Below are 22,172 nucleotides of genomic sequence, written 5' to 3' on the forward strand. Positions count from 1 at the left end.
AGAGCCAACCGACCCAGTGGATGACCAACCCAGTTCTCCAGAGCCAACCGACCCAGTGGATGACCAACCCAGTTCTCTAGAGCCAAATGAACAGTTTATCCCAAGCGAAAAAGAAGAACCTGTAGAACAGAGCGAACCTACAACCGATTTTGCAGCAATGGGGACAAAGCCCGATAATCCTAAAACCGCATCATGGATTAAGTTAAAACCTGCACGCCATCAAGTCGCAATTTACGGGCAGATTAGCGATGCCGAAACTGGGTTGACCATTCAGAATGCTTTAGTGGAGATAACGCAAATGCCAGAAACTTTTAAACAGTGGTTGGTATTGCGATCGCAACAGTACGGAAGTAAATGGGAGACTCTTGAAAATCGCCCAGACCGGAAGAGAACAGCGATTGATGGGTATTTTTACTTTTTGGATTTGCCCGAAGGTGAATATACCTTAACTGCATCCCTACCGAGTGCTGGCACCTGCTACGGCACTGCTCAAGTGAAAGCGATCGCAAGTCGAGATGCCAAAAGCAACTACGTGAAAACTGCCGCTAACATGACTCTGCCACCAACAGCCATAAAGGGTAAAATAACAGATTTAAATGGAACTCCTATAGTTTTAGCAAAAATACGAATTGCAGGAACTACCAATTATATTTTTAGTGACAGCAAAGGGAACTATCTGTTTGGCGGTCTAGAAACTTCAAAACCTCCGTTAAAGCGCACAGTTAATATCCATGTTTCGGCGCGAGGCTTCCAGTCAGTTTCCCAAAGCACACAACTCAGCCAAGGAGTAGTGCAAAACTTAAACTTCGTTCTTACAAGCAGCTAAAGAAACTGCCAAACATAAAAAGTTCTTTTATACAAAGAGTTATCATGTTTGCTTGCTAAGTGGAACTATTTTTCCCTTTTAAGGAGGTTAAAATTTTTTCTTAACTAAAACTAATTTGAGTTACAATGTTTTCCCACTACACGCAATGTCAAAAATCAGTCAGGAAGGCAAAGAATGCTTGACGACTTAGATAAAACTCTAGAAAAAGTGCTTAAGCAAGAACTCCCGTCTGCCTTAGCCGAGCGCATCAGCATTAGCTTTGCTACTCCCGACGCGGAATTTCCTACTAAGGTGCAACTGCCAGCAATCAACCTTTTCCTCTATGACGTGCGGGAAAACTTGGAATTGCGAAACACCGAATGGCTTGTGGAACGTCACGGTAACGGCACGGCAACCAGAAAGCGTCCCCCAGTTAGGGTAGACTGCTCTTACTTTATTTCGAGTTGGCCAGTAGATCGATCGGACGCACAAACAGAACATCGCTTACTGGGTGAGGTGATGAAAGTGCTGTTACGCTATCCTCAAATCCCACCTGAATTTCTCCAGGGAACGCTTCAAGGACAGCAACCTCCCCTGCGAGTAGAAAGTCTGCGACCCTCGCAGTTACAAAGTATGGGAGAATTCTGGCAAGCAATGGGAGGAAAACCTAGAGCAATACTGAACTATACTGTGACCCTCTCAGTAAATGTTCACGAAGCTTCAGAGAATGTCCCCCTTGTTACGGATAAGAACATTTAGGGACAAGGGGAAAAGGGGGAAAGGGAAAAAAGGGAATAAAAGAATTCAACTTTCCTAATCGTCGCCCTCACTAAATACAGAGTCCCTGTAATCTAAAAATTGCTGCTTGAGAGTGCAAACAATAAAAAGGGAGAAAAATCTATGAATTTCCCCCTTTTTCTGCGCTTTTTGGACTCATTGCTACGCTGCTAGAGGACCTCCCAAACCCTTGCCATAGTCCCTCTGGATTCTAGCGGTGGGTTGGGCAGACTGTGCTTTTCCGGCACTGCTAATGAGCTTAGGTTGAACCATTGCTCTGGGAGAGACTTGTACCTGACTCAATACGTTAGCTTCGGGCTGTGGGGAAACTTGCTTTTCTGGAGTAGCTTGTTGCGATCGAGCAGCAGAGGTGAATGGGCGTGGCTCAAACTTCTTGCTCACCGGAGTCCTAGTTGAGGAAGCTGGTGCTTTTCTGGAGACGTGCTGTTTAGTTGCCATAATCTCACCTACGAAAATTTACTGGTGTCTTGGGACTGATCGCTATTTAGCTAGCGGTCCTCCTACAGAGTAATCATCTCTCTGAATTCTCACTTGTGGTTGGGCAGACTGTGCTTTTCCAGCACTGCCGATCAGCTTAGGCTGAACCATTGCTCTGGGAGAGACTTGCACCTGACTCAATACGTTAGCTTCCGGCTGTGGGGAAACTTGCTTTTCTGGGGTAGCTTGTTGCGATCGAGCAGCAGAGGTGAACGGGCGCGGCTCAAACTTCTTACTCACCGGAGTCCTAGTTGAGGAAGCTGGTGCTTTTCTGGAAACGTGCTGTCTAGCTGCCATAACTTACTTTATTAGATTTTGTAAAGGGTAGTTCTCTTATTTTACATAAATATTCAATTTCCTTTATTAAGAAGTGTTTGTCTCAGTAGGAGCAAACGCGATCGCAGTTAAAACCGCTTAACGCTGGAACAGCCTTTACATACATAAAATCTGCTCTATTGTTTTCTATTGTTTTTTAGGAATCTATATTTTTAGTACATAATAAATTGTTTTTGTCAACCCACTTTAGTTATACAAATAATTTTTGTAAGGAGTTAATTAAATAAAATTTAAAACAAAGAAATAATTTTTATCAAAAAAACACATAAAGTAAATTTGTTAAAAATATTTAATTTTTTAAATTAAGCTTGACAAGTTTACAAGATGAGGATATTTGTTAATGTTGGTAGGAAAGTTTTGCCATCTAGCAGAGAAGATTCATTCTTCAGGCTATTGGAACAAGCACCGCTCAAAATGACTAAAAATTATCGAGATTTCTTAACTTGTAAAGGTAGTTAAAGTAGAGCAAAGATTTTGGTTTACTTCTTGAATTAGGGAGAAATACGATGCCAACTACCTATTTATCTCCAGGTGTTTATGTTGAGGAAGTTCCTTCAGGTACTTCCCCAATAGTAGGAGTGGGAACAAGTACAGCAGGGTTTATTGGGTTGATTCCCCAAAGCACAAGTTCGCAGACAACAACCTCAAAAAGTCAAACAACTGAGACTTCTTCCTCAAGTCAGGCTACTTCCTCCTTGACTCCAGAGTATGCAGCAACAGGCCAAATCAAACTTTGTACTAATTTCACTGAATTTAAGAAGTTTTTTGGTGACTTTTCCCCAAGCAACGCGGCGCAAAACACCTTCGCTCATACAGTTTACGGATTCTTCAGAAATGGAGGAACACGCTGCTATGTTGTTAAAGTTACCAGTGAGAGCGAACTCAATTCTGCTCTAGAAAGTTTTGAAGCAATTGATGAAATTGCCCTCGTTCTCGTACCCGGACAGACAAGCACAACCATCCAAACTGCAATCAAAGACCATTGCCAAAAACTAGGCGATCGCTTTGCCATCCTTGACTCTCCCGAAACAGTAGACTTAAGCAGCCCTACTCTCGTAGATACGCTCAAGCCCTTCAACTCAGATTATGCAGCTTTATACTTCCCCTGGATTCAAGTTTTCGATCCGGCTAGCAACAGTCAAATATACGTGCCACCTAGCGGTCACATCGCAGGTATTTACGCTCGCGTAGATACCCAAAGAGGAGTCTACAAAGCTCCCGGTAACGAAACGGTTCTTGGAGCAGTTGGACTTCAATATAGTATCAGCAAAGCCAAACAGGACGGACTCAATCCTGCTGGCATCAACTGCATTCGGAAGCTCAACGGCGACATTCGAGTTTGGGGCGCACGTACTCTCGGAGGTGATGCTAACGGAGAATTCAAATATATCAACGTCCGTCGCCTGTTCAGCTATCTACGGGAGTCGATCGACGAAGGAACTCAATGGACGGTTTTTGAACCCAATGCACCGGATCTTTGGGCGCGAATTCGTCGCAATGTAAATGCTTTTTTATTCACAGTTTGGCGCAGCGGCGCTTTGTTTGGCAGCACGCCGGAACAAGCTTACTTTGTCAAGTGCGATGAAGAAACCAACCCCCCGGAACTGCGAGATCTCGGTCAGGTTGTTACCATCATTGGCGTATCGGTCGTCAAACCAGCCGAATTCGTCATCTTCCGCATTAGCCAATGGGCTGGGCCGGGGGCTAGTTAAAAATGGGAAAGGAGGTAAGGGGGTAAAGGAAACGGCAACTGTTAAAGCATTGCTTCTTTCCTGTCTTCCTTCTCACCGCTTCTGACCTCTGTTTCCGCCATCGTCTTCCCCAGTTTCTCTCTTTTCCTCTTTTCCTCTTTCCCCCTTTTCCTTATGCTCATCCCCGGTGTTTACAAAGAGGATATCTTCCCGGCACCTGCCTCACACCTGATTACAGGTGTACCTGCATTTTTGGGATTTGCAGAAAAAGGGTTAATTAATACAGTTCAGCGATTCACTCTTTGGCCTGAGTTTACCGCAACTTTTGGTCAGCCCTTAGAAGATGGCTACCTGTACCGTGCTGTAGAAGGTTTTTTCGGAAACGGCGGGACTCCGTGCTACGCAATTCGCCTCCCCAAAGATGGGATTTCCCTAAAAGAGGCGTTATTACAAGCACTGAAAGAATTGGAGTCGATCGACGAGATTGACTTAATCTGTGCGCCAGATATTGTGGGGGAGAGCCTCGCCAAAGAACAGGTGCAGGAAATGCAGGCGGCAATTCTGGATCACTGCGATCGCATGGGTGATCGGTTTGCCATTCTAGATTGTCCAAGCTTTACGGCGGGAAGGCAAATATCGGAAATCCACCAATATCGGCAAAATTTGCGGAGTGCCAACGGTGCCTTGTACTTCCCCTGGATCAAGATCGAGAACGGTTCCTACATCCCGCCCTGCGGTCACATTGCTGGTGTTTATACCCGTTGCGATCGCGCTGTTGGTGTCCACCAAGCACCCGCTAACCAGGTTCTCGAAGGCGTATTTGACTTACAGATTGACTTATCAGAAGCAGAATTTGCCACTCTCTATCCTGAAAATCAAGTGGCGGGAGTTAACTGCCTGCGTGCTTTCAGAGGGAGAGGTATTCGCATCTGGGGAACCCGTACTTTGAGCGACGATCCTGCTTGGGGTTATCTCAACATCCGGCGATTATTCTTAACCGTTGGTCGCTGGATCGATCGCAATCTTGCTGATATTGCTTTCGAGCCAAATGATTACAAATTATGGGTTCGCATCGATCGAGAATTGACGACCTACTTTCAATCTTTATTCCAACAAGGAGCCCTGAAAGGAAACGCACCGCAAGAAGCCTTTTACGTCAAATGCGACGCAGAAACTAACCCGCCAGAACTGCGCGACATCGGAAAAGCAGTAACAGAAATTGGTTTGGCACCTGCCATCCCGAACGAATTTATCATCGTTCGCCTCATTCACGGCACGACTGGAGTTGTCTTAACCCAGTCTACTTAATTGGGGAAAGGGAGAAAGGGAAATGGAAAAAGAAGTAAAGATTGTTTTCCCAATACCACAACACTAACAATATCTCTGCGATCGCAATAGTAAGTATAAAAATACAAGCCAACCAAACAATCTTTTTTTTTCGCTTTCCCCCTTTCCTCTTTTCGCTTTATTCACCTTCAAGGAGTATTTCCTATGCCCGACGTTAAAGCCCCACACAAACCAGACCCGTATTTTTCACATAGTTTTTATGTGGAATGGAACGGCATCATTCACGCAGGTTTCGTCGAATGTAACGGTTTAAGTTCTCATCAAACAGCAATTGTATATCGGGAAGGAACCGATCCCCCTAACGTCCGTAAAATACCCGGAATGATTAACAATAACAACATCACCCTTAAACGAGGCACTACCAACAATGACGAACTCTGGCAATGGCGAGCCAAAATTATGAAGGGAGAAATTGAACGCCGTGAAGTTTCGATCGTCTTGATGGATGAGGCAGGAAGAGAAAAAATTCGCTGGAATCTTACAAACTGCTGGCCCGTAACCTGGAGTATGTCACATTTTGATGCCATGAATAATGACTTATCAGTGGAATATATAGAACTCGCCCATGAAGGAGTAACTGTCGATAAGTGGTCGTAAGATCGTATCCTTTCGCCTCAGTGAAAACGTTTTTCCCTCCTCCTTTTCCCTTTTCCCCTTCTTTAAACTATGTTGCAGCCGACTGAATTTCCTTTCATTCTCCCGCAAGGTTATGTAGATACAGAAGGCAACGTTCACCGAGAAGGGGCGATGCGGCTAGCTACTGCTTATGACGAGATTGCACCAATTCGAGATCCTCGCGTGCAAGCAAATCCGGCATATTTAGCGATTATTCTTTTATCGCGAGTGATCGTTCGACTGGGAACAGTTGAGCATATCAACCCCAAACTGATAGAAAACTTATTCTCTGCCGATCTCGTTTATTTACAAGACTTTTACCAACGCATTAATCAAAACGGACATAGCCGCCTTTTGGTAAATTGCCCTCACTGCCAAGGTGAATTTGAAGTAGAAACTGTGCCTGTGGGGGAGTAGCTTGCTACCCTTCCGATCGGCTGCTTGAAGAAGTAGCGTATATTGCCTATCACTTTCATTGGTCTTACGAGCAAATCGTAAATTTTGTACACAGAGAAAGGCAGGAATGGGTAGCAGAAATTGTCCGGATTAATCAGAAATTAAACGATAACCAAACGAGACGTGGTTAGTGCCCTTCGGCTCGATAATGAATGCTTCTTAGGCTAGTAGCAAGTGAGGAACAATTGGCGAATAAATTAGGTTGGAATGCAATGTTGGGTGTTCGTTCAGATCCCTATTTAACCTGCAATTTTTTAGTAGAAATTGGCGGGTTAGTAACGGGAGGATTTACTGAAGTCAGTGGATTAGAAAGCGAGATTGAGTTGGAGTCTTATGCGGAAGGGGGCGTGAATGGATACACCCATCATTTCCCAAAACGAACAAAATATTCTAACCTGATTTTGAGTCACGGAATTACTGATGTAGATACGCTCTGGCTCTGGTATCAAGCGGCGGCGGCTGGGAAAGTTCAACTAAAAAATGGTACGATTATTTTGTTTGACCAACAGCGGCTACCTGTAATGTGGTGGAATTTTAAAAATGCTTATCCCGTTAAGTGGTCAGGCCCTCAATTGAATGCAAGTAATACTTCTCAGGTAGCGATTGAAAGAGTGGAATTGGTTCATCAAGGAATTGATAAACCTTTCTTTAGTTTAGGTTTGCGGGGATCGTATGTCTGAAGTTAATAACTCGCCAGCAAGCAATAAGGGAAATTGGCAGAATGCGATCGATCCTGGCTTTCAAGAGCGTTTGATGCGTCCTCTAGTAAAACCGGGGGTAATTGACAAGGTTCAGTTAGCTGGAAATATTCTTTCGCGATCCCAGCGCTTTTCCAACCGACTTCCATTAGTATCCCAATTGGAACGTCGCTTTTCTGGCGTAAACAATCTTCCCGCAAGCCAAGTGTCAATTGTCTACGCCCAGCCTCTCAGCAGCGAGGCAAATGTTGCAAATACTGTCACACCTAAAAATTCACCTGCTTCTGGGCGAGTTTCAAGAGCCGTAGTTCAAGCTAAATTTGCTCCCACATCCTCGAAAAGTGCTAGCGCATCTCCAAGTGCGATCGCTCCTGTTAGAGGGATGCCAGTAGCAAACAGTGCTAAAGATTTCAGTAGCGCTGTTGAGGTGTCCAGTTCACCGCTACCTTTGGTGCGAAGCCAAAGTGCTGAGTCAACACAGGTGCAGCAAAAACCTGCTTTAAATTCACCTTCTGCTCAATCCAATACCAGCACTAATGCTACTAAAAAGCTTACACCACAGCCTGTAGTGTCAAGCCAAAATGCTGAATCAATGCAGGTGCAGCAAACACTTGATTTAATTGCACCTTCTACTACACAAAATAGCAGTGCTACTTCTACAGAACAACAAAATTCGCCTCTACCCGTAGTGCGAAGTCAAAGTGTTGAGCCAATTTCAACACAGCCAAACCTCGATTTAACTGTGCCTTCGACTGTACAAAATAGCAGTGCTACTTCTACAGAACAACAAAATTCGCCTCTACCCGTAGTGCGAAGTCAAAGTGTTGAGCCAATTTCAACACAGCCAAACCTCGATTTAACTGTGCCTTCGACTGTACAGAATGCGATCGCTATTTCTACTTCTACAGAACCACCAATTTCTCCCTTACCTGTAGTGCGAAGTCAAAGTGCCGAACCAATTTCAGCGCCGCAAAAACAGGAGTCAGCGCAGTCAAAACGCTTGCCCATTGTCTATGCAGAACCCTTGACAGGTGAAGTTAGCAATCTAGGCAAGTCTTTAACTATGGCTAACTCACAACCTTTACAAACTCAAGTTAATCCATTACCAGTGGTGCAAGCAAGATCCAGCGGGAGTCAGCAAACAACGCGATCGCAAAATCCAACGACCACTTCCCTAACTCCTTCTAGCGTTCCCCAAACAACAGAAAATAACTCTCAACCGACTGGCGAAGCAAATTCGTCCATACCGATCGTACAAGTGACAAATACTGCGCGTTCTTGGTTAGAGCCGCAGCCTCATCCTTTGCTGAAAAACCAAACTACTGCCAATCCTACCCCAAACCAAACTTTCAATCAAAAAACAACAATCAGAACGACTAACTTAGGTACGCCCTTAATATTCTCTACCCCTCGCTCCGCTGCGGGACAGGGACAACAAGCAAATAATTCCGGTTTTACTTCTTCTCAGCAGAACTCGGAGGCAGAACAAACAAACTATAATCCAGCCACTGCCATAACAGCTAGACCTCCCACAGTTGAAAGTGCTCAATCCGAAGGAAATAATACGCCTAACAATAACAGCCAAACAAAAATTGATGTCGATGCTTTAGCCGATAAAGTAGAACGCAAACTCATGCGGCGATTAATTATAGAAAATGAGCGCAGGGGGCAAACACGATGGCGTTAGAGAAACTAAAAATTGCGATCGAAGAGAACTATCCCTCATTTGGCAGACCACTGGATGTTTTATTTAACCCTCAGCAAATACAACTTTCCAGATCTGGCGGTAGCATTCTGGAAGGTCAATTAGTCGGAGGAGATCAACCCGCTATCTTAGCCATTGAATTATTCTTCGACACAACTTTGGGTAAATTTGGCCCAGAAGACGTACAAAAGTACACCAAACCCATTTACAACCTCACCCGCAAAAAGGGGAAATTAGACAGACCACCCTTATGCCGTCTGAATTGGGGAAAAGGTTATGCTTGGTTTTTGCAAGGTTATTTGAAACAAGTTACCAAAACTCTCACTCAGTTTTTAGAAGATGGAACACCAGTCCGTGCTAAACTAAATTGCACCTTTGAAGAATGGATTCCCTTAGAGTATCAGAAAAAAAATCAAAACCCAATTGACGACCCAATTCGCGTTGTCAAGCGAGGTGAAACTCTTAGTAGTATTGCCGCCCAAGAATATAACGACCCTTCCCTTTGGCGGTTAATTGCCGAAGTCAACAAAATTGATAACCCGCGTGCGATCGTTCCCGGTCAAGTTCTAACTGTACCACCTCAGCGTGTTAATAGCACATTTTAAGGGAAAGGGAAAGGGGTAAGGAGGAAGAAATAAAAAAAGAAAGTCGAAATTTTGAGGATTTAGAAGTTAAATATCTGGAACAGTAAACCCACACATAACTTAATAACCAAGTCAAGGAGTTAAGCGCAATGCGATCGAATCAAATTAAACCTATAAATCAACCACCCTATTATTAAATTCTTCTCCTTTTCCCCTTTCCCCTTTCCCCTTTCCCCCTTTTCCCCTTATTATGTATAGCCTTAGTGATGCAGAGTTACTAAATCTTAAAGTTCAAGTCTTACTAAAAGGCTCTCGTCTACCTATAAAAGCAGAAGTCGATTTACAAGCGATATCAGTACATCAAGACTTGGATGCAGCGGGGATGTTTGCTATGGAATTTGGTAACTGGGACCCTACTAAAGGCAAAGTTACCTGGGTAGATGATAACTTATTCGACATCGGAACTCAGGTAGAAATCCAAATAGGTTATCAAAATAATTTAATAAGTTTAATGGGAGGAGAAATTACAGGATTAGAGCCAGAATTTCAACTTGATGTAATAGCCCCTATTCTAATTGTGCGTGGCCATGACTTGCGCCATCGACTTTTAAGAGGTCGCAAAACCCGCTCTTTTACAAAGCTGAAAGACAGCGAAATTGTCAGTCAAATTGCGGTAGAACGAGGTTTGCAACCCCAAGTTAAAGACACTCAAGTAAAACTAGATTACGTTTTGCAAGCAAATCAAACCGACCTGGAATTCTTACAAGAAAGAGCAAAGCGTATTGGGTACGAAGTTGTCGTAGAAAACAAAACCTTGTATTTCCATCCTCACCAGAATGATACTCAGAAAGTATTAACTTTGACACGAGAGGATGACCTAATTGAATTTCGCCCTCGTTTGAGTGCTATGGGTCAAGTTAGTAATGTAGAGGTGCATAGCTGGAACTTTAAGGATAAAAAAGCATTTACTGGTAAAGCAGCTGCTGGTAGCGAAAACTCAACCATGAAAGGTTCCACCAGCGGGCCACAAAAAGTTAACCAAGCTTTCGGTAAAGCTACTCATGTTATTGTTAGCGAACCCGGATCCAATCAAGCAGAAGCCGATCGCATGGCAATGGGACAATTTAATGAAATGGCATTAACTTATATTTCTGGTGAAGGCATTTGTTTGGGATTTCCTGAATTGCAGCCAGGAAGGGTCATTGAAATTACTGGAGTAGGCAATCGGTTTAGTGGACTTTATTACGTTACTTCAGCAACTCATTTCTATCACAAAGACCGAGGATATGTTACTAATTTTACAGTGAGGAGGAACGCGGCATGATGGGAATGAATTTACTATCCGAATTATTAGCTGTACCCGAACAACAAGGACGTTTTTATGGGGTCACAGTTGGAATAGTTACAAATAATAAAGATGATGATGGATTGGGGAGAATCAAGGTAAAATTCCCCTTACTTTCTGATAATGATGAAAGTTATTGGGCTAGAGTATTAACGTTGATGGCTGGCAACGATCGAGGGATATACTTTTTACCAGAAGTTGATGATGAAGTATTAGTGGCATTTGCTCATGGCGATATCGAATCGCCGTATATTTTAGGCGCAGTTTGGAATGGCAAAGATAAGCCACCCGAAAAAAATGACGATGGTAAAAACAACCGTCGCTTAATTAAATCTCGCAGCGGTCATCAGATAATTTTGGATGATACTAAAGATGAAGAAAAAATTATCATTCGCGATCGCACTGACAAGAACGAGATAGTGATTGATTCTAAAAATAACAAGCTTAATATCAAGGTAGAGAAAGATATCACAATTGAAGCGAAGGGGAAAATAACAATCAAAAGCAGTGACGGGGATGTTTTAATTGAAGGTAAAAATTTATCTTTTAAAGCGCAACAAAATTGTGAAATTAAAGCCGATGCCAATTTTAAAATGCAGGCTCAACAAACTTGTGAAATCAAGGCTAATAATAATTGTAGCCTTCAAGCAAATGGAGGAATGACACTTAAATGTGCAGCAGGAGTTAACATCAACGATGGCGCTTTGGAGGTAATTTAATGTCAGGATATCTATTAAACTCTGGTGCAACTGTTATTTGCGCTCATGGTGGACAAGCACAGCCAATTGCTCCCAATCCTCGCGTAAAAGTGATGGGTCAACCGATTACTACTCAGTCATCACCCCATACGATCGCAGGATGTTCTAATCCCGTACCACCTATCAACGTTGGCCCTTGCATTATTGCCCAGTGGGTAAGTGCTTCTACGCGAGTGAAAGCGATGGGACAACCAGTGTTGTTACAAGATAGTAAATCAGTCTCAATTCCTACCGGAACTCCCTTGAATATTTTAGTGACTCAAACTCGCGTTAAGGCAATGTAGAAATATGAATGGCGATTTTTTAGGAGTGGGATGGACATCCCCAGTAAAATTAGACGAAAAAAAACAAGTTGAAATGGCACGTTATGAAGAGTGCGTGCGGCAGTCGATTTGGACGATTCTCAGCACCGCTTACGGAGAACGCCTGATGCGTCCTGATTTTGGTTGCGGCATTCACGATTTAGTATTTGCGAACAACAGTGCTGGTACAATTGGAGTGGCGATCGCATCCGTAGAGCAATCCTTAATTCAATGGGAACCGCGCATAGATTTACTGGACGTAGATGCCAATCCCGATCCCTCTCAACCTAACCGATTACTCATTCAAATTAATTACCAAGTTCGCACGACAAATAATCGATTTAACTTGGTTTATCCCTTCTATTTAGAGTAAGTAATGAGAGAGAAAAAAGCAAAATAGAAAAAAGGAGAAAAGGGCAAAAAATAAATACTAAATTATTCCTTCTAACCCAGTCTTCCCTGTTGACTATCTCCATTTCCCTTTACCCCATCCCCCCTTCTTATGTCCATCGAGCCTCCAAAAATAGACAAGCGCACCTACCAAGAAATCGTTGCCCAAACAGAACAATTGGCGCAGAAGTTTACTCAATGGCGTCCTCATTCTGATGGTAAACCTGATGCAGGACGGGCGCTAATTCGTATTTTTGGGCGCATGGCAGCACTGGTAAGCGATCGCATCAATCAAGCCCCAGAGAAAAACTTTTTAGCATTTCTAGATACGATCGGTACTCAAATTTTGCCGCCCTTACCAGCACGAGTTCCCCTCACGTTTAATTTAGTTTCAGGCAATCCGATCGCTGCTTTTGTTCCTGCTGGTACTCAAGTAGCTGCCCCGCCGATAGAAGCAGAAGAAGAAGAAGAAGAAGAGGTTGTCTTCGAGACAGAACGCGACCTAGCATTGATAACAGCACAATTACAAGCAGTATTTGTTCGTGAACCTCTTACAGATAAATATAGCGATCGCACTCCTGAAGCTACGGGCAATATTAATTCTGCTTTCAAAGCTTTTGAAGCCAATAAGCCAAACGAACATTACTTTTTTCTGGCTTGCGAGCGCTTATTCGCCTTACCAGAAAATAAGACAATTATTTTTATATTTTATTCAACCGAAATTTCGCATTTTGCTCAACTACCTCTCTCTTGGTCGTACTGGGATGGTGCTAACTGGCAGCCTTTACAAGCCCTTTATTTAAATGGTACGACCTGGCTGCCAACACCACCATTACTTACTCCAGAACGACGAGAAATGCAAGTCGCGATTCGCGATTTGCCAGTACCCACACGAAAAACCATCAACGGAGTAGAAGCGGCATGGTTGAGAGTCGGTTTAAATACTTCCATCGCTCCTACGCAGTCACTTCCTTATATTAATGCGATTCTGACTGGGGTGCTAATCGAACGCAATAACTTAATCCAGCCGGATCTTTGTTTTTTCAATGCTTCCCTGCTCGATTTGAGCAAAGATTTTTACCCTTTCGGTCAACAGCCACGCTTTAATGATACTTTTTATATCGGCAGTAAAGAAATTTTTGCTAAACCCTCTGCTGTAGTGACTATCGAGGTTAAACTCAGCGGACTACCTGTTAACAAAAACGGGGGTGCAGAACTTGTTTGGGAAGTTTATAACGGTTCTAGCTGGGAAACACTAGGACGATCGAGCGTTAGCAATCCTAAAATTAACGGACAACCGGAATTTAGCGATCGCACTCAAGCTTTCACCCAAGATGGACAAGTAACATTTACTTTGCCTTCTCAGATCCAGCCTACTATCGTAAGTGGAACAACAAATTGCTGGCTCAGAGTCAGATTAATCAAAGGGAATTATGGCACTGAGGCTACCTACAGGCAAAGCGCAAATTCAAGTAATCAAATCATCACCGAACCCGTAGCCGCATCATTCGCAGCACCATCCGTGCAATCTATTGGATTGAAATATAATTATCGAGCTTGGGATGCTCTATCAGCTTGCCATACCTATAACAATTTTATTTATGCCGATCGCACAGCCCAACTGATAGATTATGGTTCCACATTTCAACCCTTAACCCCCACCGCTCCCACCGTTGACCAGATAAACTTTGGTACTAAAGTTCAACTTTTCAGCCTTTCCACTGATATCCGTCCTACTCTATACTTGGGATTCGATCGGCCTTTTCCTAATCGAGCAATTACCCTCTACTTTCAAGTAGAACCTCCGCGTCCCGGCGAAATTCCTAAAGCCAATGCGAGATCAATACCCCCACCCGCACGAGTCGTTTGGGAATATGGCAGTCCTACAGGTTGGGTTCCCTTAACCATACAGGATGAAACCGATGCTTTGAGCGAAAGAGGCATCATCCAGTTTATTGGGCCAACAAACTTTTCAAGCCGGACTGAGTTCGGGCAATCCCTTTACTGGCTTAGAGTGAGATGGGAGAGTGGAGAATTTGCTATGCCTCCTCAGTTGCGGCGAATACTGACAAATACAACTTGGGCATCTCAGACGGTGACGATCGCTATTGAGATATTGGGCACAAGCGATGGTAATCCCAATCAAACTTACCGCACTGCCCAAAAACCAATACTGTTGGGTCAACGCTTGGAAGTGTTTGAGCCGACAGACCCTTCTTTAGTAGGGGAACAAGGGGAAAAGGGGAAGTCAGTTGAGATCGTCCGTAATGAGGCAGGACAAGTGCAAGGTGCTTGGGTGACGTGGCAAGAAGTGCCAGATTTCTACGGATCGGGGCCACGCGATCGCCATTACGTTCTCGATCGGCTTGTAGGTGAAGTACGTTTTGGTGATGGTTTACACGGAGCGATTCCACCCCAAGGCTTCCTAAATAACATTCAACTTGCTCCTTATCGCATCGGTGGCGGAGAACGAGGGAATCGTCCAGCATTAACCGTAACCGAACTAAAAACTACCGTACCTTATGTAGATAGCGTTACCAATCTCGAACCCGCAGCGGGTGGCGCTGAAGGAGAATCTCTAGAGCGGGTTAAAGAGCGAGGGCCAAAAACGCTCCGCCACCGAGGTCGAGCAGTAACCGTTGAAGATATGGAAGATTTAGCACTTGAAGCGTCCACAGAAGTTGCGCGTGCTTTAGCGATCGGACCTCAATTTAATCCGATTGACGGCTTGCAGTGGTTGCCCATCTATTGGATTAATCTGGATGCGCCGGGGCAGATTCAAGTGGAAGTGATCGCACTTCCTAACAGTATTACCCTAGAAGTTAATATCAACGGCCCCGGACAGTCAAACCCTTACACATCCAAGGATCTAAGTACAACAAACCCTACCATCACCTATATGGTGACACAAGAACAGTTCCAGCTTGGCAGAGAATGGAGCATTACTTTTACCAACTTAGGAAATTCCAGCGCCGATAGCGTTCGCGTCAAGATTACCTATCCGACGGGTTCTCTAGATGTAGATTTTCAAGCTCCGTCTATGATGTCTACCAGTGGAAGTACACTGGATCGAGAAGGAACAGATCCTGGCAGAGTTGAACTGATCGTCGTACCACAAACATCAGACCCCCAACCAACGCCCAGCCTGAGTTTACTAGAGCGCGTTGAACGCTATATTCGCGATCGCTGCTCTCCAGCCGTCGAGCTGCACCTCACAGAACCGGATTGGGTTGAAGTCACGATCAGAGCGAATATCGTTCCCATCTCACTAGAAAAAGTTGATGAAATCAAGCAAGCAGCAACCGATACTTCAATCGCATTCTTGCATCCTCTCACAGGGGGAAGGCAAGGTCGAGGGTGGGATTTCGGTCGCCGTCCGCACGAGTCAGATTTGTATGCCGTATTAGAAAAAGTGGATGGAGTCGATTACATTGCTTCTCTATCTATTGATAGCCCATCACTAGACCGATTACCTAACAACCGACGTAATAGGTTTTTAATCTATTCCGGCCCGCACCAAATCACGTGCAGCCAAATCTAATTTCTATCCCTTTTCCCTTTTCCCCTCTACCATGCCCCTACCATTACCCAACCTAGACGATCGCTCTTATGAAGATTTGGTGGCAGAAGCCACCTCCCTGATTCCCGTCGAATATCCCGAATGGACTGACCACAATCCATCAGATACGGGAATTATCTTAATTGAGTTACTGGCTTGGCTAACCGAAATGGTACTTTATCGGGTTGATCGCGTGCCCGATAAAAACATGGAAATCTTTCTCAAGCTGCTCAATGGGCCAGAATGGGCTAATAGGGAAAGGGGAAAGGGGGGAAGTTCTTCCTCTCTCTTGGGGGATGGCTTGCAAGATGCTATTCGCGAAACAGTTGTCGATCTGCGAAAGCGTTACCGAGCAGTAACTTGTGAGGATTACGAGCGTTTGGCAGTCGAAGATTGGAATAAAACCGAACCATCCCAATTATTAGGCAAAATTAGGCGATCGCATTGCCTGCCCGAACGTAACCTAGCTTTGAGGAACCCAGAGGCACTAGAAGCAAATGCTCCCGGACATATTAGCTTAGTTGTAGTACCAGACGTACCCGACAAAGGAGAAGCAGGCGACACTAACTTTTCCCCTTCCCCCTCATCAGCCCTGCTGACTGGCTTGTGGATGTTTTTAGACGAGCGACGGTTACTGACAACGCGCCATCATGTTGTTGCACCAGACTATGTACCCGTGACGATCTCCGCTACCCTATTTCTCGAAGAAGGGGCTAGAGTGGCGGATGTGCGATCGCGAGTCCAAGAAAGCATTCATACTTTCTTTCATCCCTTCAAGGGCGGTGCAGACGGCACTGGTTGGCCTTTTGGTCGCAACATTTATGTTTCTGAAGTTTATGAATTGCTCGATGATATCTCTGGAGTGAACTACATTGAGATAGTGAAACTACAAGTCATCTATCCAACGATGCAAATCAGAAACGAACTCGATCGAAGTAAAGGAATTGGTCTACTCGTTGGAGTAAATACAATTATCGGCAGAGGACTTCTTGATGAAGATGTCAGCAAACGAGTTGTCTTGAAAGACTATCAGTTAGTTGCAGTCAAAATTGGTGAATTAATCCTGAAGGAGGCTTGGGAAGTCAATGCCTAATAATAATTCGGATCGCATTAGTAGTTATCTTCAATATCTCCCCTACCTTCAGCAATCTGATGAGTTTTTGGGGCATTTCCTTCTGGCGATCGAGCGGATTTTAAGCGGAGTTACTCTCAAAGATTCCGACGATATTATTCCCAACCAACTCGGTTTAGAAGAATATATCGATCGCATTCACACCTACTTTAATCCAGGCTTGTCCAGAGAAGAGGCCGGAACTGCACCTGCCGACTTCTTACCTTGGCTTGCCTCTTGGGTAGCAGCCAGCTTACAAGAAGAGTGGGATGAAGATTTTAAACGCAAGTTTATCAGTAATATCGTACCGTTATACCGCTTGCGAGGAACAAAAGCAGGGATGAAAAAACTTCTAGAAATTTATACAGGAGAAGAAGTTAAAATTTATGAATTTGACCGACCCGCTCACTATTTCCAAGTCGAAATGACATTGAGCGAGACGGCAGAAAATCTGAGACGAAAACAGCAGATAGCCAAAACAATTTTAGATTTACAAAAGCCTGCCCACACCTTTTACTCCTTCCAAGTGCTAGTGCCAACCATGCAAATCCGCAATAAAGACTTACAAAATGGGATAATTGTTGGAAGAACAACTATACTTGGAACAACGACTAATCGGTAAATAAAATAAGAAAAAGGAAAATAAAAGAAAAAATGAAATATCAATAATTTACGAGAAAAATCCGAATTATTCTCTCCCTCACTCCCCTCTTACCCTCTTACCCTCTTCCCATAGCCCCTCTGACACCAAATTAATTCTAACTAACCACCATGCCAGCTAATTACGAACAACCTACCTATTTAGACAAGAGACTCCGCTATTTTGATGGTCAGTTTTTAAAAGACCAAGACTTCATCGACGAGCAAAAATATCACATCGATCGCGTTCGCAAACTGAGCCAAAGTTTGCAAGTTTCAGGGATTAGCCAAGGGTTAGCAGTCACAGTACCCGGAAGCGATCACGTCACCGTAAACCCAGGCACAGGTGTCGATCCAAAAGGACGGCTCATTGTTCTAGCAACACCAGAAGAAGTTTCCGTCGTCAACTACAGAAATCAGACAGTTTCCCTGTTGATTTCCTATCAAGAAATCGAGGCAGATCGGACACAGGAGGGAACTGAAGGCAATCGGCGTTGGCACGAAAAACCGCTGATTCAAGTAGCCTTACCGGGGGCAACAACCTTATCAGAAGCGATCGTGCTGGCAAATCTGAATGTTGATAAAGATGGTGTGGTTAAAGTTGATAACTCTGTGCGCCAGTATTCAGGCGTGTACTTACCAGCCGCAGGTGGAAAAGGCCCCATTTTACGCTCCGGTGGAGATGGAGCCAGCAATAAAGCAGTCCTCACGGGAGATCTGAGCGTCAGTGGCACCCTAGAGGTAAACAGTCTTTCTATTGGCTCCGGCGGCATCAACCTCAGCAATGCCAGCATTAATGGTAATCTCGCCGCTAGTGGCAGTATCACAGGTAGCAGTCTTAGTGTTGGCACCGGCAATATCACCGCAGGTAGCGCCACCATTAATGGCGACCTTACTGTTAACGGCAACATAGTTGGTAGAAGCCTCTCTGTTGGTACTGGTAGCATTACCGCAGGCAGCATCACTGGCAGCAGCTTATCATTAGGCAATGGCAACATTAGCGCAGGCAATATTGTTGCTGGCAAAATTACTTGTCAAAATATTCGCACTCAAGTTGTAGCTACCAATCCGATTAGCACGACATCGGCAACCTTTGTGGATTTAGCTGATATGTCACTTACGGTGACAGCAAGTGGAAATAATTCTTTATTAATCCTATTTAAGATGGGAGGCGTTCAAGGATCGGGTGGTAAGTTAAACCCAACGGGATTAACAAGGGCTAAATTTCGCTTGCTAATTGATGATGTGCAAAAAGCTTTTAGTTGGGATGAATTTAATTTCACTGGTGGTTGGAGCCTTAGAGGTATCAGCTTAAACTGGATAGAGACTCTCTCATCTGGTCAACATACAATTAAAGTTCAGTGGTCAAGCGATGCAGAGTCTGGTGGAATAATATCTGGGTGCGCTTATAAAGATACGAGAAGCCTAATTGTCATAGAGTTGTAAGTAATTGGTAAATTTCCAGTAAGTTTCTTACTGATTTTATCCATCTTTTGTTACTCTAAATAGAGAGGGCATTTTTGACAATGAAAGAACAACTTCAACAGCGCATTCAATCGCTGCGAGTGGAATTTGAAGCCGGACAAAAAATGTTGGCTGACTTAGAATTGCAACAAGTAAAAGTGAGGGAAACTGTTTTGCGAATCAGCGGCGCAATTCAGGTATTAGAAGAAGAAATTGCCAAAGCAGACAGCGCAGAAAACGGTTTATCCTCTGAGGAATTGAACAAAATAGAACTACCAAGCGAGATGAACGATTCTAGATAAACTAGAGCCTCAATTTTGAAGGACATTAAAAAAGGAACAAGCAGCAATGGTGGAAACAACAAAAATTAGGAAACCTGAAGATGCGACAATCGCGCACCTTCTCCACCTCGATGATCTATTGCCATTACTGCGCCGATTAGATCAACATCTAGCACGAGCAATCGCTGGGGTTGAAGTCGATCGCAATCCAAATGTCCCTATTCATCTCTATCGCGAATTGCAAGCTAACCTGCAACAAATAGAGCAGTTGTCAATTCGCCAAACGAGTTCAAACGGTTTAAAACGTGAAGTCGAAAATTTAGATAAATCTTTACCCGACTTTATACCGCCAGACTCACACCTAGCGCAGCTTCAGCAAACGTTCCATTTGTCCATATTTGACCTCGATGCGATCGCGATCGTTCTCGCCCCAGAACTCGATCGCCGCTACGAACGCCTCTACGCCTACTTACAAGATGAAGAGCGTTATTTGCAACCTACTGTCGATCTCGTCCTCAAAATCCTCTGTCCGACAGCAACCGCAAAACTCAGTCAGCGCGATCGCTTTTCTCCTGATGCCCCCCTCATCCGCCACAAACTGCTGTACCTTGTTGGCAACTCTAACCAAGCCAAACCAAGTCTGCTAGCGCATAATATCCTGCTCGACGAACAAGTTGTCCGCTTCCTACTCAACGAAAAAGGACTCGATTCTCGGTTAACACCTTTTTGCCAATTAATCCAGCCTGCTGTTGAGTGGAACGATTTACGCTTGAAGGAATCCGTCAAACAAGGTTTAAAAGCGATCGCCCAGGCGGAAAGGGGAAAAGGGGAAAAAGGGGAAAAGGAATCCCCTTTGGGACAGGAAAATGGGAAAGAGGAAAACAGAACAAGGGAAAACCTACCTCCCCTTTCCTCCTTTTCCCCAGAGCGAAGCAACCCAATGCGACTGTATTTCCAAGGAAGCGATCGCGCTTTGGCTCGCCGCACCGCTGAGGCTATAGCTGCTGAAGTTCAAACTTTCTTACTAATAGTCGATTTTGCGCGAATTATCACTGCCAAAGTAGATTTTGAGCCGACTTTAAACCTAATACTCCGTCAAGCCTGGTTTGACAATGCCCTCCTTTATTTAGATCGAGTAGAAGTATTACAAGAAGAAGAACACGCCATTTTGTATCAGGATTTACTCAATGCAATTGCTCAAACCCAAGGACTAACAATCTTAGCAGGCAAGCAGCCCTGGAAACCTGGAACAGAAGGTGTCTTGGGAATTGTCACGATACCTTTTACCGTTCCTGACTTTGCCCAACGTCGCCTAGAATGGCAAAAGCGTTTGAGTGAAGCCGGAATTTCGATCTTGCCAACCGATTTAGATGCTTTAAGCGATCGTTTCCGCCTAACTCCAGAGCAAATTGCCGACACCGCTGTCACCGCTAGCAATACCATTCGCTGGAAAGCTGCGGTTGGAGAGCCCGAGATTTCGCATACCTCAATTGTATTTGCTGCTACCCGCGCTCAAGGCGGTCACGATCTAGCAGCACTTGCACGCAAAATCGAACCTAAATATCGCTGGGATGATATTGTTCTACCACCCGATACCCAAACCCAGCTTAGGGAAATTTGCAATCAAGCTAAACATCGACATCTGGTGTATGAAGAATGGGGGTTCGATCGGAAATTATCCCTCGGTAAAGGGCAGAACGTTTTATTTTCTGGCTTACCAGGGACGGGAAAGACGATGGCTGCCGAAGTGATGGCAAGTGAATTGCAGCTAGACATCTATAAAATCGATTTATCCCAAGTTGTCAGTAAATATATTGGCGATACAGAAAAAAATCTCAATCGCATCTTTAACGCCGCAGCTACTTCCAACGCTATTCTTTTATTTGACGAAGCAGATTCTTTATTTGGCAAGCGCACAGAAGTAAAAGAATCGCGCGATCGCTACGCTAATATTGAAGTTGGTTACCTATTGCAGAAAATGGAAGAATATGAAGGGATGGCTATTTTAACAACAAATGTTCGTAGCAATATAGACGATGCGTTCGTGCGACGACTGCGTTTTATAGTTGAGTTTCCCCTTCCTACCGAAAAGCAACGCCGCCAAATCTGGGAGAAAATTTGGCCTGACACCACACCTCGCAGCCCTCACATAGACCTAGATTTTTTAGCACGTAAGTTTGAAATTGGTGGTGCTAACATCCGCAACGTTGCTTTAGCCGCCGCATTTCTAGCTGCTGATGAGGGTATACCCGTTAACATGAGTCATCTGATTTGTGCGATCCGCCGGGAGTATCAGAAGATGGGCAAGATATTGATGGAAGAAGAATTGGTTATCCCATACTTAGGGCTTGCTGAATAAGTCTGCGCTCGGTGTGCTTTTTTATACCAATTCTCCAAAGTCATGCAACAGTAGCCAAGACTGATAGAATATAATCCCATCCCGTTATATAGCAATCCTAAATGAGTTGTAAATGCTCATTATGTATAGTGCGTCTTGCAGGAATTGTGTAAATAAAAGAAAAGTGGTAAGATAAAATTTAACCCTCTTTTGTCACTCTGGGAAATTAAAAATGAGAACCAAATTTTCAACTGTAGGTTTATCAAGGATTTGAGCATTTATTTTCCAACAGAATGGCCCAAATCAAGGTTTTTGGTAAAAGTCTTATGCTATAACCATCCCAGATTATTTTCTTCCGAAAGTGACAAAAGAGAGTTAAGTAAAAAAGAGTATGACCATTGGTGACAAGTTAAGACTTAATTGCATTTGTCAATCAGTAATATTACTCAAAAAACTGCTTTTTTAGGAGTGGA

21 protein-coding genes and 1 pseudogene are annotated in these 22,172 nt (G+C 44.1%); 20 read left to right on the forward strand and 2 right to left on the reverse strand.

What is annotated here, in order from left to right; all coding sequences use genetic code 11:
• Both QUB12_RS29895 and QUB12_RS29900 read left to right on the forward strand, forming a co-directional pair.
• Positions 1–826, forward strand: an 826-nt coding sequence (locus QUB12_RS29895; protein WP_333257439.1) for a carboxypeptidase-like regulatory domain-containing protein, incomplete at its 5' end; no start/stop codon positions are given.
• 174 nt (positions 827–1,000) lie between these two features.
• Complete coding sequence (locus QUB12_RS29900) at positions 1,001–1,564, forward strand: DUF4255 domain-containing protein (protein ID WP_333206159.1); 564 nt, start codon at positions 1,001–1,003, stop codon at positions 1,562–1,564.
• Between the two features lie 180 nt (positions 1,565–1,744).
• Here QUB12_RS29900 and QUB12_RS29905 read toward each other — a convergent pair whose 3' ends face one another.
• Entirely contained in the window at positions 1,745–2,041 is a 297-nt protein-coding gene (locus QUB12_RS29905; protein ID WP_333206160.1) for a hypothetical protein, read from the reverse strand.
• A 42-nt stretch (positions 2,042–2,083) separates the two neighbouring features.
• Positions 2,084–2,377, reverse strand: a complete 294-nt coding sequence (locus QUB12_RS29910; RefSeq protein WP_333206161.1) for a hypothetical protein — start codon at positions 2,375–2,377, stop codon at positions 2,084–2,086.
• A 545-nt stretch (positions 2,378–2,922) separates the two neighbouring features.
• Here QUB12_RS29910 and QUB12_RS29915 point away from each other — a divergent pair.
• The 18 genes and pseudogenes from QUB12_RS29915 to QUB12_RS30000 all read left to right on the forward strand — a co-directional run bounded on the left by QUB12_RS29915 (position 2,923) and on the right by QUB12_RS30000 (position 21,720).
• Positions 2,923–4,128, forward strand: a complete 1,206-nt coding sequence (locus QUB12_RS29915; RefSeq protein ID WP_333206162.1) for a phage tail sheath subtilisin-like domain-containing protein — start codon at positions 2,923–2,925, stop codon at positions 4,126–4,128.
• A 153-nt stretch (positions 4,129–4,281) separates the two neighbouring features.
• Complete coding sequence (locus QUB12_RS29920) at positions 4,282–5,415, forward strand: phage tail sheath subtilisin-like domain-containing protein (protein WP_333206163.1); 1,134 nt, start codon at positions 4,282–4,284, stop codon at positions 5,413–5,415.
• A 183-nt stretch (positions 5,416–5,598) separates the two neighbouring features.
• The gene (locus QUB12_RS29925; RefSeq protein WP_333206164.1) at positions 5,599–6,051 is read left to right on the forward strand and encodes a phage tail protein; all 453 of its coding nucleotides are present in this window, start codon (positions 5,599–5,601) and stop codon (positions 6,049–6,051) included.
• Between the two features lie 69 nt (positions 6,052–6,120).
• The gene (locus QUB12_RS29930; protein WP_333206165.1) at positions 6,121–6,486 is read left to right on the forward strand and encodes a phage tail assembly protein; all 366 of its coding nucleotides are present in this window, start codon (positions 6,121–6,123) and stop codon (positions 6,484–6,486) included.
• A 17-nt stretch (positions 6,487–6,503) separates the two neighbouring features.
• A pseudogene (locus QUB12_RS29935) lies at positions 6,504–6,656 on the forward strand (DUF6760 family protein); the annotation flags it as partial.
• 21 nt (positions 6,657–6,677) lie between these two features.
• The gene (locus tag QUB12_RS29940; protein WP_333206166.1) at positions 6,678–7,205 is read left to right on the forward strand and encodes a phage tail protein; all 528 of its coding nucleotides are present in this window, start codon (positions 6,678–6,680) and stop codon (positions 7,203–7,205) included.
• Positions 7,198–8,910, forward strand: coding sequence for a hypothetical protein (locus QUB12_RS29945; protein ID WP_333257443.1), 1,713 nt, complete (start codon positions 7,198–7,200; stop codon positions 8,908–8,910). The genes QUB12_RS29940 and QUB12_RS29945 overlap by 8 nt, the downstream gene beginning before the upstream one ends.
• Positions 8,901–9,533 carry a CIS tube protein gene (locus QUB12_RS29950; protein ID WP_333206169.1) on the forward strand — a complete coding sequence of 211 codons (633 nt, stop codon included), beginning with the start codon at positions 8,901–8,903 and terminating at the stop codon, positions 9,531–9,533. Before QUB12_RS29945 ends, QUB12_RS29950 begins: the two co-directional genes overlap by 10 nt.
• A 229-nt stretch (positions 9,534–9,762) precedes the next feature.
• Positions 9,763–10,836 carry a contractile injection system protein, VgrG/Pvc8 family gene (locus QUB12_RS29955; RefSeq protein WP_333206170.1) on the forward strand — a complete coding sequence of 358 codons (1,074 nt, stop codon included), beginning with the start codon at positions 9,763–9,765 and terminating at the stop codon, positions 10,834–10,836.
• Positions 10,833–11,576: a phage baseplate assembly protein V gene (locus QUB12_RS29960; protein ID WP_333206171.1), complete on the forward strand. Its 744-nt coding sequence runs from the start codon at positions 10,833–10,835 to the stop codon at positions 11,574–11,576. The genes QUB12_RS29955 and QUB12_RS29960 overlap by 4 nt, the downstream gene beginning before the upstream one ends.
• Positions 11,576–11,899, forward strand: a complete 324-nt coding sequence (locus tag QUB12_RS29965) for a hypothetical protein (protein WP_333206172.1) — start codon at positions 11,576–11,578, stop codon at positions 11,897–11,899. Before QUB12_RS29960 ends, QUB12_RS29965 begins: the two co-directional genes overlap by 1 nt.
• A gap of 4 nt (positions 11,900–11,903) precedes the next feature.
• Positions 11,904–12,290, forward strand: coding sequence for a GPW/gp25 family protein (locus QUB12_RS29970; protein ID WP_333206173.1), 387 nt, complete (start codon positions 11,904–11,906; stop codon positions 12,288–12,290).
• Positions 12,291–12,419: 129 nt separating this feature from the next.
• A complete protein-coding gene (locus tag QUB12_RS29975) occupies positions 12,420–15,848 on the forward strand; it encodes a baseplate J/gp47 family protein (protein ID WP_333206174.1) in 3,429 nt (1,142 codons plus the stop codon).
• Positions 15,849–15,879: 31 nt separating this feature from the next.
• Positions 15,880–16,959, forward strand: coding sequence for a baseplate J/gp47 family protein (locus tag QUB12_RS29980; protein ID WP_333206175.1), 1,080 nt, complete (start codon positions 15,880–15,882; stop codon positions 16,957–16,959).
• A complete protein-coding gene (locus QUB12_RS29985; RefSeq protein ID WP_333206176.1) occupies positions 16,952–17,599 on the forward strand; it encodes a phage tail protein I in 648 nt (215 codons plus the stop codon). Before QUB12_RS29980 ends, QUB12_RS29985 begins: the two co-directional genes overlap by 8 nt.
• A 149-nt stretch (positions 17,600–17,748) precedes the next feature.
• Positions 17,749–19,062, forward strand: coding sequence for a polymer-forming cytoskeletal protein (locus QUB12_RS29990; protein ID WP_333206177.1), 1,314 nt, complete (start codon positions 17,749–17,751; stop codon positions 19,060–19,062).
• A gap of 80 nt (positions 19,063–19,142) precedes the next feature.
• Complete coding sequence (locus QUB12_RS29995; protein WP_333206178.1) at positions 19,143–19,382, forward strand: hypothetical protein; 240 nt, start codon at positions 19,143–19,145, stop codon at positions 19,380–19,382.
• A gap of 46 nt (positions 19,383–19,428) precedes the next feature.
• A complete protein-coding gene (locus QUB12_RS30000) occupies positions 19,429–21,720 on the forward strand; it encodes an ATP-binding protein (RefSeq protein WP_333206179.1) in 2,292 nt (763 codons plus the stop codon).
• Positions 21,721–22,172 lie beyond the last annotated feature (452 nt).

Source organism: Microcoleus sp. B7-D4, assembly GCF_036705125.1.
GTDB lineage: Bacteria > Cyanobacteriota > Cyanobacteriia > Cyanobacteriales > Microcoleaceae > Microcoleus.

Excerpts from the sequence above, each read along its gene's own strand:
- QUB12_RS29900 (WP_333206159.1), top strand. The coding sequence starts at position 1,001 with ATGCTTGACGACTTAGATAAAACTCTAGAAAAAGTGCTTAAGCAAGAA.
- QUB12_RS29905 (WP_333206160.1), bottom strand. The coding sequence starts at position 2,041 with ATGGCAACTAAACAGCACGTCTCCAGAAAAGCACCAGCTTCCTCAACT.
- QUB12_RS29910 (WP_333206161.1), bottom strand. The coding sequence starts at position 2,377 with ATGGCAGCTAGACAGCACGTTTCCAGAAAAGCACCAGCTTCCTCAACT.
- QUB12_RS29915 (WP_333206162.1), top strand. The coding sequence starts at position 2,923 with ATGCCAACTACCTATTTATCTCCAGGTGTTTATGTTGAGGAAGTTCCT.
- QUB12_RS29920 (WP_333206163.1), top strand. The coding sequence starts at position 4,282 with ATGCTCATCCCCGGTGTTTACAAAGAGGATATCTTCCCGGCACCTGCC.
- QUB12_RS29925 (WP_333206164.1), top strand. The coding sequence starts at position 5,599 with ATGCCCGACGTTAAAGCCCCACACAAACCAGACCCGTATTTTTCACAT.
- QUB12_RS29930 (WP_333206165.1), top strand. The coding sequence starts at position 6,121 with ATGTTGCAGCCGACTGAATTTCCTTTCATTCTCCCGCAAGGTTATGTA.
- QUB12_RS29940 (WP_333206166.1), top strand. The coding sequence starts at position 6,678 with ATGCTTCTTAGGCTAGTAGCAAGTGAGGAACAATTGGCGAATAAATTA.
- QUB12_RS29945 (WP_333257443.1), top strand. The coding sequence starts at position 7,198 with ATGTCTGAAGTTAATAACTCGCCAGCAAGCAATAAGGGAAATTGGCAG.
- QUB12_RS29950 (WP_333206169.1), top strand. The coding sequence starts at position 8,901 with ATGGCGTTAGAGAAACTAAAAATTGCGATCGAAGAGAACTATCCCTCA.
- QUB12_RS29955 (WP_333206170.1), top strand. The coding sequence starts at position 9,763 with ATGTATAGCCTTAGTGATGCAGAGTTACTAAATCTTAAAGTTCAAGTC.
- QUB12_RS29960 (WP_333206171.1), top strand. The coding sequence starts at position 10,833 with ATGATGGGAATGAATTTACTATCCGAATTATTAGCTGTACCCGAACAA.
- QUB12_RS29965 (WP_333206172.1), top strand. The coding sequence starts at position 11,576 with ATGTCAGGATATCTATTAAACTCTGGTGCAACTGTTATTTGCGCTCAT.
- QUB12_RS29970 (WP_333206173.1), top strand. The coding sequence starts at position 11,904 with ATGAATGGCGATTTTTTAGGAGTGGGATGGACATCCCCAGTAAAATTA.
- QUB12_RS29975 (WP_333206174.1), top strand. The coding sequence starts at position 12,420 with ATGTCCATCGAGCCTCCAAAAATAGACAAGCGCACCTACCAAGAAATC.
- QUB12_RS29980 (WP_333206175.1), top strand. The coding sequence starts at position 15,880 with ATGCCCCTACCATTACCCAACCTAGACGATCGCTCTTATGAAGATTTG.
- QUB12_RS29985 (WP_333206176.1), top strand. The coding sequence starts at position 16,952 with ATGCCTAATAATAATTCGGATCGCATTAGTAGTTATCTTCAATATCTC.
- QUB12_RS29990 (WP_333206177.1), top strand. The coding sequence starts at position 17,749 with ATGCCAGCTAATTACGAACAACCTACCTATTTAGACAAGAGACTCCGC.
- QUB12_RS29995 (WP_333206178.1), top strand. The coding sequence starts at position 19,143 with ATGAAAGAACAACTTCAACAGCGCATTCAATCGCTGCGAGTGGAATTT.
- QUB12_RS30000 (WP_333206179.1), top strand. The coding sequence starts at position 19,429 with ATGGTGGAAACAACAAAAATTAGGAAACCTGAAGATGCGACAATCGCG.